The organism is Anaerocolumna sp. AGMB13025 (assembly GCF_029689925.1).
Taxonomy (GTDB): Bacteria; Bacillota; Clostridia; order Lachnospirales; family Lachnospiraceae; genus Anaerocolumna.
In genome coordinates this window covers 3,645,176-3,658,107 of sequence record NZ_CP121445.1, presented here as the reverse complement: position 1 = coordinate 3,658,107, position 12,932 = coordinate 3,645,176, and the positions used below count along the sequence as shown (strand labels likewise).

The window sequence follows — 12,932 nt, the reverse complement described above, 5'->3', positions numbered from 1 at the left end:
CGATTAATCGAAATAGGCGATAACTTATACACAGGAGCGGGCAATGAAAATTATAACAGTTGATAAGAATGAAGCCGGTCAGCGTTTAGATAAGCTCCTTATGAAGCAGCTTAACAAAGCGCCTAAAAGTTTCATTTATAAAATGCTTCGCAAGAAGAATATTATACTAAATGGGAAAAAAGCGGACGGTTCAGAAAAAACCCAGTTAAATGATGAAATAAAATTATTTCTCTCTGAGGAAACGATTCTGAATTTCAGTGAAACTTATCACACTACAAAAGTAGAACATGACTTCACAGTAGTGTATGAGGATGAGAATATCCTGGTAGTTAATAAACCGGCAGGTTTGCTCTCTCAGAAAGCCGGTAAGGATGATATATCATTAGTGGAACATATTATATCCTATCTGCTTACTACCAAACAGATAACAGAGGATGAACTTCAATTTTTTAAACCTGGTATCTGTAACCGTCTGGACCGCAATACCAGCGGCTTGGTTGCTGCCGGGAAAACCCTTCTTGGTTTGCAAACCCTGTCGGAGTTATTCCGGGAAAGAACCCTTGATAAGTACTATCTGTGTATCGTTAAGGGATCAATAAAGGAATCACAGAAAATTGCAGGTTACCTTGTAAAAGATGAGGCGGCTAATAAAGTTACTGTAACAGAGGAATTTACGGAAGGAAGCGAACCGATTAAAACGGAATATGAACCTCTTAACTATAATGAGAACTATACATTACTAAAGGTAAAACTAATTACGGGTAAAACCCATCAGATCCGTGCCCATTTAAGCAGTATCGGCCACCCTGTAATTGGGGATGGTAAGTATGGCAGTAAAAAGAATAATGCGGAATTAAGGAAAACCTTTCAATTACAACATCAGCTGTTACATTCTTACGAGCTGGTTTTTCCCAAAATGGAGGGGGAGTTTAAGCAGTTATCGGGCAAAGTCTTACGAGCGTCTCTTCCGGATTATTTTATCCGGATTCAGAAAGAAGTTTTGGGCTTATAACTAAGGGCTTTTGGACACTTGAATCAGGATGTATGAATTGCCTGACATATAGATACAATATTATAGCAATTATCTGAGATTTGATGATATTGAAAGGAGGATGGGTATGCCGTCTTGGAATTCCAGAGGTCTTAGAGGTTCTTCCTTAGAGGAGTTAATTAATTTAACCAACACAAGATACAGAGAAAAAAAGCTGGCACTGATTCAAAAGATACCAACGCCAATTACTCCAACAGCCATTGATAAAGAGAAGAGACATATTACCCTGGCTTATTTTGAAGAAAAGAGTACGGTGGATTATATCGGCGTCGTTCAGGGTGTGCCTGTTTGTTTTGATGCAAAGGAGTGTGCGGCGGATACCTTTGCGCTCCAGAATGTCCATGAACATCAGGTGAACTTTATGAAGGACTTTGAAGAACAGGGAGGGATTGCTTTCCTGTTGATTTATTATTCTAAGAGAAATCTATATTATTACCTGCCTTTTAAACGGCTGACTGAATTCTGGGAAAGGGCTAGAAGCGGCGGCAGGAAGAGCTTCCGATTTGAAGAGCTGGATATGGAGAATGAGATATCCTGTAAAAACAATATCTTTATCCATTACATTGAAAATATTGCAAAGGATATGGAAGACAGGGATGAAGCAGCAGCGGGGATGGACAGCAGCAGCGGGGCTGGGCAGCAGCAGAGGGATAGCAGCTGTTAGAAAGTCAATTGACAGGAGTATGTTACTGTTAACAGCATGGCCGCGCAGTGTCTGTTATAGATCATATCTTTACCTTCTTACCAGAACACCAGAGAAAAGTAAATTGTCGGTTAGCAGTTGACAGGGTGTAACGATTGTAATATAATAGTAAACATTACCATGGTAGCGAATTATCACGTTACTATAATAAAGCGACTGTATATAAGATTCATCTTTTAAGTGAGAGAATAATCCCTTATAAGATCGGAGGTAACTATGATAGAAAAATTACTACATACGCCGGAAGGTGTAAGGGATATTTATAATGCGGAATGCGAAAGAAAGCTCCAGTTACAAAACCGTCTCCACCATGTTATGGAGCTTCATGGCTTTAAGGATATACAGACCCCAACTTTTGAATTCTTTGATATTTTCAGTAAGGAGCGGGGAACTGTTGCAGCCAGGGATATGTATAAATTCTTTGACCGTGATGGCAACACTTTAGTCTTAAGACCGGATATTACCCCCTCCATTGCCAGATGTGCGGCCAAGTATTATAAAGATGAGATATTTCCCATTAGGTTATGTTATATGGGAAGCACCTTTATCAATAACAGCAGTTACCAGGGCAAGCTAAAGGAAGCTACCCAGTTAGGTGCGGAACTAATGAATGACGATTCTGTTGATGCCGATGCACAGATGCTGGCACTTACCATAGAATGTCTGTTAGAAGCCGGATTAAAAGAATTTCAGGTGGAAATCGGAGAAGCAGATTTTTTCAGGGGTTTGGTAGAAGAGGCTGGTTTTGATGAGGAAGAAGAGACTCAGTTAAGAATCCTTATTGAAAAGAAAAATATGTTTGGGGTAGAAGAAATTATCTTAAGTAAGAATATCAGCGATGAGTTAAAAACCGTTTTTCTGACTCTGCCGGAATTATTCGGTTCCTCCGACAAGCTGACAAAAGCCAAGGAATTAACGAAAAATATCAGGGCTCTTAAGGCGATAGAACGTCTGGAACAGCTATATACCATCCTGACGGCATATGGACTGGAGAAATATATCACCTTTGATCTTGGCATGTTAAGCAAATATAACTACTATACCGGGATTATATTCCGAGCTTATACCTATGGAACCGGTGATACCATAGCCAACGGCGGTCGTTATGATAATCTGGTAGGGCAATTTGGTAAAGATGCACCGGCAATTGGTCTGGCTATTTTAGTGGATCAGCTGATGCTTGCGTTGTCCAGACAGAAAATTGAAATCAAACAGGAAACGGTGAACACCCTGATACTATACAAACATAATCTGCTTGAGAATGCAGTGGTACTTGCAGGTCACTTTAGGAGTCAGGGGATGAATATTGAATTACTATGCATTAAGGAAGAAATACCCCTCTCTGAATATATTTCTTATTCCAGGCGTAATGGAAACGGGGGGATTTTATATTATGAAACGCCCTCTTTAATTAAAGTAATCAATGCCACAAGCGGAGAAATTAATGAAGCAAGAATTCAGGATTTTATGAGCTAGTTCACCTTGGAGGATTCTATGAGATATTTAACTTTTGCCCTGGCTAAGGGCAGGCTGGCAAAAAAGACACTGGAAATATTGGAACAGATAGGCTTTTCCTGTGAAGAAATGAAGGATCCCAATTCCAGAAAGCTTATCTTTGTCAATGAAGAACAGAAAATTAAAATATTCCTGGCAAAAGCCAATGATGTTCCCACCTATGTGGAATATGGTGCTGCCGATATCGGTGTAGTAGGGCGGGATACCATACTAGAGGAAGGTCGTAAATTATATGAAGTCATTGACTTAGGTCTTGGCAGGTGCCGAATGTGTGTAGCTGGACCCAAAGAAGCAAAGGAGCTCTTACAACACGGTGAACTTATAAGAGTAGCCACCAAATACCCAAATATAGCCAAGGATTATTTTTATAATAAAAAGCACCAGACCGTTGAAATTATTAAATTAAACGGTTCCATTGAATTAGCTCCTATCGTAGGACTTTCAGAAGTAATCGTAGATATTGTGGAAACTGGTTCCACCTTAAGAGAGAATGGTCTTGAGGTATTGGAGGAAATATGCCAGCTCTCAGCCAGAATGGTGGTAAACCAGGTCAGCATGAAGATGGAGCATGAGCGGATTACCAAGTTAATCAGTGCATTAAGGGAAGTTTTAACTACCAAGGAGGTGTAACAGTATGAAGATAGTGAAACTGGAAGCAGAATCGAAGAAAGACATACTTAAGAATTTATTAAAGAGAAGTCCGAACCAGTATGAGGCTTATGCAGAAACCGTGAATCAGATTATTGAAGATGTCAGAGTTAGAAAAGACCAGGCATTATTTGACTATACAAAACGTTTTGACCAGGCAGATTTAACTGCTGATACCATACGGGTTACAGAAGAAGAAATAAAGGAAGCTTATTCCTTAATAGACCCTTCGGTATTAGCTGTCATCAAAAAAGCAGCCGCCAATATCGAAACGTATCATGCCAAACAGAAACAATACAGTTGGTTTGACAGTGATCCTAGTGGCATTATCTTAGGTCAGAAAGTAACTCCCATTGGCGCTGTGGGTGTATATGTACCTGGTGGCAAAGCAGCTTACCCTTCTTCGGTATTAATGAATGTGATTCCGGCTAAGGTAGCAGGTGTAGAACGGATTGCCATGGTAACACCGCCGGATAAGGACGGAAAAATATATTGCGGTACCCTGGTTGCAGCAAAGGAAGCAGGAGTCACAGAAATTTATAAAGTCGGCGGAGCTCAGGCAATTGCTGCCCTGGCCCATGGAACTGATTGTATTAATAAGGTAGATAAAATTGTGGGACCGGGTAATATCTATGTCGCACTGGCAAAAAAAGCGGTGTATGGTCATGTAAGCATTGACTCTATCGCAGGACCCAGTGAGATACTTGTGATTGCCGATGAAACTGCCAATCCACGTTATGTGGCTGCAGATTTACTGTCCCAGGCAGAGCATGACGAACTGGCTTCTGCGATTTTAATTACTACCAGCAGGGAAGTAGCAGAACAGGTATCAACCAATGTAGATCAGTTTACAAAACAATTATCAAGAAAAGATATCATAAACAAGTCTCTTGATAACTATGGATACATCCTCTTAGCCGATAGCCTTACAGAGGCGGTGGAAACTGCCAATGAAATTGCTTCTGAGCATCTGGAAATCATTACAAAGGACCCGTTTTCCGTAATGACTAAAATTAAGAATGCCGGTGCTATTTTTTTGGGAGAATACAGCAGCGAACCTTTGGGTGACTATTTTGCAGGACCCAATCATGTCCTTCCGACCAACGGAACTGCTAAATTCTTTTCCCCTCTTAGTGTGGATGACTTTATTAAAAAATCAAGTATCATATCCTATTCAAGAGAAGCGCTTGAACCAATTTATCCGGATATTGTAAAATTTGCAAATGCGGAGGGTTTAACTGCCCATGCGAACTCAATTGCAGTCCGGTTTGAAGATTAGAAAGGGGGATATGAATTTGGCTAGAAACGCAGAAATTCAAAGAAAAACCAACGAAACCGGAATTGCACTTCAACTGGATTTAGACGGCACAGGAGTTGCGGATATCAATACCGGCATCGGTTTTTTTGACCATATGTTATACAGCTTTGCAAAACATGGTTTTTTTGATATGAAACTAAATGTATCCGGTGATTTATACGTGGACGGACATCATACTGTAGAGGATACGGGAATTGTATTAGGGAAGGCGATCAAGGAGGCTTTGGGAGATAAAAAAGGGATTAAACGGTACGGCAGTTCTTTTCTTCCTATGGATGAAACCTTGGTCTTATGTGCGATTGATTTGTCCGGCAGACCATATTTCGTATATGATGTGAATTTAACCACCGACCGCGTGGGATACTTAGACACGGAAATGGTGAAAGAATTTTTCTATGCAGTAAGTTATGCCTGCGGAATGAATCTGCATATAAAGCTGATTCACGGAACGAATAATCATCATATTATAGAAGCAATCTTTAAGGCATTTGCAAGAGCGTTGGATGAAGGATGCGGATATGATCCCAGAATATCAGATGTCCTGTCTACAAAAGGTACGGTAGACTAAGAATAAAGTGTTTGGAGGCAAAGCATTGTATAAAAAAATAATTCCATATATAAATTGTGAAAATGAACTAACGGCTAATATTGTTGCAGAAGCGGTCAAATATGAAATCGGCGGTGCCGATGAGTTATTTGTATATAATTATTCTGCGGATGAAGTATCCAGGGAAGAATTCCTAAGCGCAGTAAAAGAGGTGACCAAGCAGATTGATATTCCTGTATATATCGGCTGTTATGTGGAGCGGTTTGAAGATGTAAAAAAAGCATTATACACCGGTGCTTCTTTTGTTATGTTAAAATACTCCATGCTTAAGCAGCACCAGGTCATAAAAGAAGCTTCCGAGCGGTTTGGAAAAGATACCATTATTCTGGAACTGGATAATTATAAAGATATTTATAATCAGGAATTTATAAACTCCCTGTCAGAACTTGGGGTATATGCTTTACTGCTAAAACATGTGGAATTAACGGATGACTTACGTTATGCCATGGATGCCCAATCCATGTCTATCATTATACGGGACAGTTTATCTAATAATGATACATCCTCATTATTACAGCCGGACAAGGTAATAGGCATAGCTACCAGTTACTTTAAAGATAAGGATATATTTAAGGCAAAGCAGTCTTTAAAGGCACAGAATATAGAAGTTAATACGTTTGACAGCAGTATCAGTTTCCAGGAGTTTAAGTTAAACAGTGATGGTATGATACCGGTGGTGGTTCAGGAATATAAGACCAACGAAGTTTTAATGGTTGCCTATATGAATGAAGAAGCCTTTCAGAAAACTATTGAAACCGGGAAGATGACCTATTACAGCAGAAGCCGTCAGACATTATGGACCAAAGGTGAAACCTCCGGTCATTATCAATATGTAAAAGCCTTACTCTTAGACTGTGACAAAGACACCATATTAGCCAAGGTATTGCAGTTAGGACCGGCCTGCCACACGGGAAGTCCATCCTGTTTTTATACTGAACTGGTGAAAAAGGAATATGATGATACCAATCCGCTGACAGTCTTTAATGAAGTGTTCCGAGTTATTTTAGACCGGAAGAAAAATCCCAAAGACGGTTCTTATACCAATTATCTTTTTGATAAAGGAATCGATAAGATTCTAAAAAAATGCGGTGAAGAAGCAACGGAAATGATTATTGCCGCTAAGAATCCGGATTCGGAAGAGTTAAAATATGAAATCTCAGACTTCCTTTATCATATGATGGTGCTGATGGCTGAATGCAATCTGGACTGGTCAGATGTCGTAAAGGAGCTTGCTCATAGAAGATAACAGTTTACTTGCATGTATGCTTAAATCTAAAAATGGAAAATATTTTAAGTAAATAGCTTGCATTATATAGTAAACGGTGCTATAATAAACTAATGTAAGTAAGATACAGGAATGAATAGGAGTGGACGAAAGTCCACTCTTTATATTTGTGCAGGTGTATTGTGCAGGAAACTGCGATACAGGAAAATAAACTGTGTGTAAAAATCTGGAGTACTGCTGCACATGGTTAACAGCGGCAAGTCCATGGAGGTTATATGTCTAAGAAAGAAGAATACGAACAAAAAACTGAGAAACTATTAGAACCAATCATTCAACAAAACAATTTTGAGCTGGTAGATGTGGAATATGTGAAAGAAGGCGGTAACTGGTATCTTCGTGCTTATATCGATAAAGAGGGCGGTATAACCGTAGATGACTGTGAGATTGTGAACAGGGCATTAAGTGATTTGCTGGATGAGCATGATTTTATACCGGAATCCTATATCTTAGAAGTCAGTTCACCAGGTTTAGGCAGACAGTTAAAAAAAGAAAAAGATTATGCCAGAAGCATAAACAAAGAAGTGGAAATCAAACTGTATAAACCCATCAATAAACAAAAGGAAATCATAGGGTTTTTAACGGGTTATGATGCTGTAAATTTTACCATTCAACTAGAAGACGAAAGTACTATGGATATACCTCGTGCCGATGTGGCACTGATTCGTTTGGCTTTTGATTTTTAAATACAAACTTAAGGGATTGGATTCAAGAACAATTATGAGGAGGATCAGCAGAAAATGAATAACAACAAAGAGTTAATTGACGCATTAAATCAGATTGAAAGAGAAAAAGATATCAGCAAGGATATTTTACTGGAAGCAATGGAAAATTCCCTGGTTGCCGCTTGTAAAAACCACTTTGGCAAAGCAGATAATATCAGGGTGAATATAAACAGGGATACCGGTGCCGTTGGCGTATTTGCCGAGAGGGAAATCGTTGAAACAGTTACAGATCCCGTAACCCAGATCAGTGTTGTGGAAGCCAGATTAAAATATCCGAAAAATGATATCGGCGATATCGTTAATGTGGAAGTAACTCCGAAGAATTTTGGACGTATTGCTGCCCAGAAGGCAAAACAGGTAGTAGTACAAAAAATCAGGGAGGAAGAAAGAAAAGTTTTATTTAATCAGTATTACAGCAAGGAAAAAGATGTGGTTACCGGTATTGTGCAGCGTTACGTAGGCAATAATGTAAGTATCAATTTAGGTAAGGTAGATGCAGTGCTTACTGAGAATGAACAAGTAAAAACAGAGCATTTCAGACCGACGGATCGTATAAAATTATACGTACTGGAAGTTAAGGACACCACCAAGGGACCAAGAATTACTGTATCCAGAACACATCCGGAACTTGTGAAACGGTTATTTGAAGCAGAAGTAACGGAAGTAAAGGATGGAACTGTTGAAATCAAGAGTATTTCCAGAGAAGCCGGTTCCAGAACCAAAATGGCCGTATACTCCAATAACCCTGATGTAGATCCGGTAGGAGCCTGCGTCGGTATGAATGGTGCCAGGGTCAATGCAATCGTGAATGAATTACGAGGTGAAAAAATTGACATTATCAACTGGAGCGATGATCCTGCAATTCTGATTGAAAATGCATTAAGTCCTGCCAAGGTAGTATCTGTGTATGTGGAAGAGGGAGAAAAGAGCGCCAGAGTAATCGTTCCGGATTATCAGCTATCTCTTGCAATCGGCAAGGAAGGACAGAATGCCAGATTAGCAGCCAGACTTACCGGATTTAAAATAGATATTAAGAGCGAGTCACAAGCCGAAGGGTACGGATGGGAGTAGGTAATACATGAGTGTTGTAAAGAAAGTGCCCCAAAGACAGTGTATCGGCTGCGGGGAGATGAAAAATAAAAAAGATATGATCAGAGTTATAAAAACGCCGGAAGAGAATATAATTATAGACGCAACCGGCAAGAAAAACGGCAGGGGAGCATATCTGTGCAAATCAGTGGAATGTTTTCAGAAAGCCGTGAAAAGCCGAGGACTGGAACGATCTTTAAAGGTAAGTATTCCTCGCGAAGTCTATGAAGAATTAGAAAAGGAGCTGAGTGGACTTGAATTATGAAAAGGATAATAACGGGGCCAGTCCTATTGCCCAAAAAAAAGTATTTTCTTATATCGGAATAGCCGCTAAGGCAGGTTTTCTTACCAGTGGTGAATTCATGGCGGAAAAGGCTGTAAAGGATGGAAAAGCCAAGCTGGTAATTGTAGCTGAGGATGCATCAGATAATACAAAAAAAATGTTTACCAATATGTGTACTTACTATAAAGTGCCGATTTACTTTTTTGGTGAAAAAACAAAACTCGGTCATGCAATAGGAAAAGAATTCAGAGCATCTCTGGTTCTGCTTGATAAAGGCTTGGCTGATATGGTAGAAAAGCAACTGAACTCAATCAACAAGGATGAATGTATGAACCCATACATGGAATCGTAATTAGTGGAGGTAGTAAGTATGGCAAAAATTAAAATATATGAGTTAGCAAAAGAAATAGATAAACACAGTAAGGATATCATAACGTATCTGAATGAAAAGGGTGTGGAGGTAAAAAGCCATATGAGCAGTATTGATGACAGTGCTGTTAATCTGGTTAAAAATCATTTCTCACCCAAGGCAAGGCCTGCTGAAAGACCGGCTCAGAACCAGCCGAATACCGTAACCGAAGGAAGTGTAAGACAGTCTTCATCTTCTCAGGATTTGACGTCTGTGCGTTCCCAAGCCGTCCATGAGGGTACAGCAGAAGGACAGAATAACAGACCTGCTGGTACCGGTTATTCCTCTCAGAGTAACCAGGGTAACATAAGACCTAATCAGAATTATTCTTCCGATCAAAGACAGTCGGGACAGAATAATCAGAGCCGTCCATATAATAACCAGAATAACAGACCTTATAACAATCGATATCAGGGTGATCAGCAGGGTCAGAGAAACTCTGGTGATAATGGAGTGAGAACACCAGGTCAGGGTGGACAGCATTCTTCCGGACAGAATCGTCCTTATGTTCAAAACAATAATCAGGGACAGAACCGTCCCTATGGACAGAACAATCAGGGTCAGAACGGTCAGAACCGTTCTTATGGTCAGAGTGGAAATTATTCACAGCAGAATCGTTCTAATACGCAGGGTGGCAGCTATTCCTCAGAAGGTGGTCAGGGACAGAACCGTCCCTATGGACAGAATAATGGACAGGGACAGAACCGCCCCTATGGACAGAACAATGGACAGGGACAGAACCGCCCCTATGGACAGAACAATGGACAGGGACAGAATCGCCCCTATGGACAGAACAATGGACAGGGACAAAACCGCCCTTATGGACAGAACAACGGACAGGGACAGAATCGCCCTTATGGACAGAATAACAGCCAGGGACAGAACCGTCCGTATGGTCAGAATAATAATCAAGGTCAGAACCGTCCGTATGGTCAGAATAATCAGAGTGGTGGGCAGGGAAGAACCGGTGGTTACAACAATAATGGCGACAGACCGAATCAAAATTCCAGGCCATATAATTCACAAGGCGGCAGACCTGGTCAGTCTAGCGGATACAATAACTACAACAGATCCGGCAGTCAGGGATCCTCAGAAGGCGGTTATCAGAACAGAAATTATGGTTCTGGCTACGGCGGCATGAATAAAGATGACTATATTAAAGACGGTGATGCAAAAAAACGCACTCCGGGCAGATCAGACAACAGAGCAGGTGAAGCAAAGAAATTTGATGCACCAATTGGAATGTCCAGAAGTGATTCAGCAAGTAATAGAAACAGCAGAGCCAATAAAAATGTTAAAAACAATAAACCGGGCTATAACCATAAACAAATCGATGGTGACGGCTTAGAGGAAATCAAAGTACCGAAAAAAGGACAGTTCATTAAACCAAAGCCGGTTCAGGTCCAGGAAGCCAAACAAGATGATGTAAAAACGATTACACTTCCAGATATATTAACCATTAAAGAATTGGCTGACAAAATGAAATTACCCGCCTCTGCATTAGTGAAAAAGCTGTTCTTAGCAGGTAAAATGGTATCGATCAATCAGGAGATTACCTTTGAAGAAGCAGAAGAGATTGCGATTGAATTTGAAATCATCGCAGAACATGAGATAAAGATTGATGTTATAGAGGAGTTATTAAAGGAGAAAGACGAAGACGAAGAAAAATTAGAAAAGCGTCCTCCGGTTGTCTGTGTTATGGGTCATGTTGACCATGGCAAAACCTCCCTTCTGGATGCCATTCGAGAGACTAATGTAACTTCTCATGAAGCTGGTGGTATTACTCAGCATATCGGTGCATATGTGGTTGAAGTTAACGGTGAAAAGATTACCTTCTTAGATACGCCTGGTCACGAAGCATTTACTTCCATGAGAATGAGAGGGGCCCAGTCTACGGATATTGCTATTTTAGTGGTAGCAGCAGATGATGGTGTTATGCCCCAGACCGTAGAAGCCATCAGCCATGCAAAAGCTGCCGGAATCCAGATAATAGTAGCAATTAATAAAATAGATAAACCAAGTGCCAACATCGAACGTGTAAAGCAGGAATTAACAGAATATGAGTTAGTTGCCGAAGACTGGGGTGGTGATACGGTATTTGTACCGGTATCGGCCCATACCAGGGAAGGTATTGAACAGCTTCTTGAGATGATTATCCTTACCGCAGAATTGGTTGAATTAAAAGCGAATCCAAACCGTAATGCAAGAGGTATCGTTATCGAAGCAGAATTAGATAAAGGCCGTGGTCCGGTTGCAACCATTCTGGTTCAAAAAGGTACGTTACATGTGGGTGATTCCATTGCAATCGGATCAGCCTATGGTAAAGTAAGAGCGATGATGGATGATAAGGGCAGACGTGTAAAAGAAGCCACACCTTCTACTCCGGTAGAAATCCTGGGCTTAAATGAAGTACCCGATGCCGGTGAAATCTTTATTGCAACAGATAATGAAAAAGAAGCACGCTCTATCTCAGAAACCTATATTTCACAGGGAAGAGAAAGACTTTTAGCAGATACAAAAGCCAAGTTATCTCTGGACGGTTTATTCTCTCAGATTAAGGCCGGTAATGTAAAAGAACTTAACATTATCATAAAAGCCGATGTACAAGGTTCCGTAGAAGCAGTAAAACAAAGTCTTGTAAAACTGAGCAATGACGAAGTTGCAGTCCGCATTATCCATGGCGGCGTAGGTACCATTAATGAGTCAGATGTATCACTGGCAAGTACCTCCAATGCAATTATCATAGGTTTTAATGTTCGTCCGGATAACACTGCGAAGGAACTGGCAGACCGTGAAAAGGTTGATTTAAGACTGTACCGTGTTATTTATAACGCGATTGAAGATGTGGAAGCGGCTATGAAGGGAATGCTTGACCCTACCTTTGAAGAGAAAGTTATCGGTCATGCAGAAGTAAGGCAGGTATTTAAAGCCTCCGGACTTGGTACGATTGCCGGATCTTATGTGTTAGACGGTAAAATTGTCAGAGGCTGCTCCGCCAGAGTTACAAGAGAGGGAGAACTTATATTTGAAGGTGCTCTTGCGTCCTTAAAGAGATTTAAAGACGATGTTAAAGAAGTAGCCTCCGGATATGAATGTGGTCTTGTATTTGAAAAATTCAATGATCTCAAAGAGTTTGATACGGTAGAATTATATGTAATGCAGGAAGTTCCAAGATAAGGGAAGTCCTTATAATTCGAAAACTCGGACTAAGATAAAATAAGCGCAAAAGGAGCTGCTGCAAAATTCATTGCCGGGATTATCTGGGTTAGAGTCTTATTTCTAACAATTTTGCAACAGCCCCT

General features: G+C 40.4%; 12 protein-coding genes. All 12 read left to right on the top strand.

Translation table 11 applies throughout. The annotated features are described in order from the left end of the window. Positions 1-43 precede the first annotated feature (43 nt). The 12 genes from QA584_RS15030 (at position 44) to infB (ending at position 12,807) form a co-directional block, all read left to right on the top strand. Positions 44-1,012, top strand: coding sequence for an RluA family pseudouridine synthase (locus QA584_RS15030; RefSeq protein ID WP_278269861.1), 969 nt, complete (start codon positions 44-46; stop codon positions 1,010-1,012). A gap of 106 nt (positions 1,013-1,118) precedes the next feature. Continuing rightward, complete coding sequence (locus tag QA584_RS15025; protein WP_278269860.1) at positions 1,119-1,715, top strand: Holliday junction resolvase RecU; 597 nt, start codon at positions 1,119-1,121, stop codon at positions 1,713-1,715. 255 nt (positions 1,716-1,970) lie between these two features. Next, the gene (gene hisZ, locus QA584_RS15020) at positions 1,971-3,230 is read left to right on the top strand and encodes an ATP phosphoribosyltransferase regulatory subunit (RefSeq protein ID WP_278269859.1); all 1,260 of its coding nucleotides are present in this window, start codon (positions 1,971-1,973) and stop codon (positions 3,228-3,230) included. A gap of 18 nt (positions 3,231-3,248) precedes the next feature. Continuing rightward, a complete protein-coding gene (hisG, locus tag QA584_RS15015; protein WP_278269858.1) occupies positions 3,249-3,899 on the top strand; it encodes an ATP phosphoribosyltransferase in 651 nt (216 codons plus the stop codon). Between the two features lie 4 nt (positions 3,900-3,903). Continuing rightward, entirely contained in the window at positions 3,904-5,196 is a 1,293-nt protein-coding gene (hisD, locus tag QA584_RS15010; RefSeq protein WP_278269857.1) for a histidinol dehydrogenase, read from the top strand. Between the two features lie 16 nt (positions 5,197-5,212). Beyond that, positions 5,213-5,803, top strand: a complete 591-nt coding sequence (gene hisB, locus QA584_RS15005) for an imidazoleglycerol-phosphate dehydratase HisB (protein WP_278269856.1) — start codon at positions 5,213-5,215, stop codon at positions 5,801-5,803. A 25-nt stretch (positions 5,804-5,828) separates the two neighbouring features. Then, entirely contained in the window at positions 5,829-7,088 is a 1,260-nt protein-coding gene (gene hisIE, locus QA584_RS15000) for a bifunctional phosphoribosyl-AMP cyclohydrolase/phosphoribosyl-ATP diphosphatase HisIE (protein WP_278269855.1), read from the top strand. 254 nt (positions 7,089-7,342) lie between these two features. Continuing rightward, positions 7,343-7,810: a ribosome maturation factor RimP gene (rimP, locus tag QA584_RS14995; protein WP_278269854.1), complete on the top strand. Its 468-nt coding sequence runs from the start codon at positions 7,343-7,345 to the stop codon at positions 7,808-7,810. Between the two features lie 54 nt (positions 7,811-7,864). Further along, on the top strand, positions 7,865-8,920 hold the full coding sequence (nusA, locus tag QA584_RS14990) for a transcription termination factor NusA (protein WP_278269853.1): 1,056 nt from the start codon (positions 7,865-7,867) through the stop codon (positions 8,918-8,920). Between the two features lie 7 nt (positions 8,921-8,927). Further along, on the top strand, positions 8,928-9,203 hold the full coding sequence (rnpM, locus tag QA584_RS14985; RefSeq protein ID WP_278269852.1) for an RNase P modulator RnpM: 276 nt from the start codon (positions 8,928-8,930) through the stop codon (positions 9,201-9,203). Beyond that, on the top strand, positions 9,193-9,573 hold the full coding sequence (locus QA584_RS14980) for a ribosomal L7Ae/L30e/S12e/Gadd45 family protein (protein ID WP_331487615.1): 381 nt from the start codon (positions 9,193-9,195) through the stop codon (positions 9,571-9,573). Before rnpM ends, QA584_RS14980 begins: the two co-directional genes overlap by 11 nt. An 18-nt stretch (positions 9,574-9,591) precedes the next feature. Beyond that, complete coding sequence (gene infB, locus QA584_RS14975) at positions 9,592-12,807, top strand: translation initiation factor IF-2 (protein WP_278269851.1); 3,216 nt, start codon at positions 9,592-9,594, stop codon at positions 12,805-12,807. The last annotated feature ends 125 nt before the right edge of the window (positions 12,808-12,932 follow it).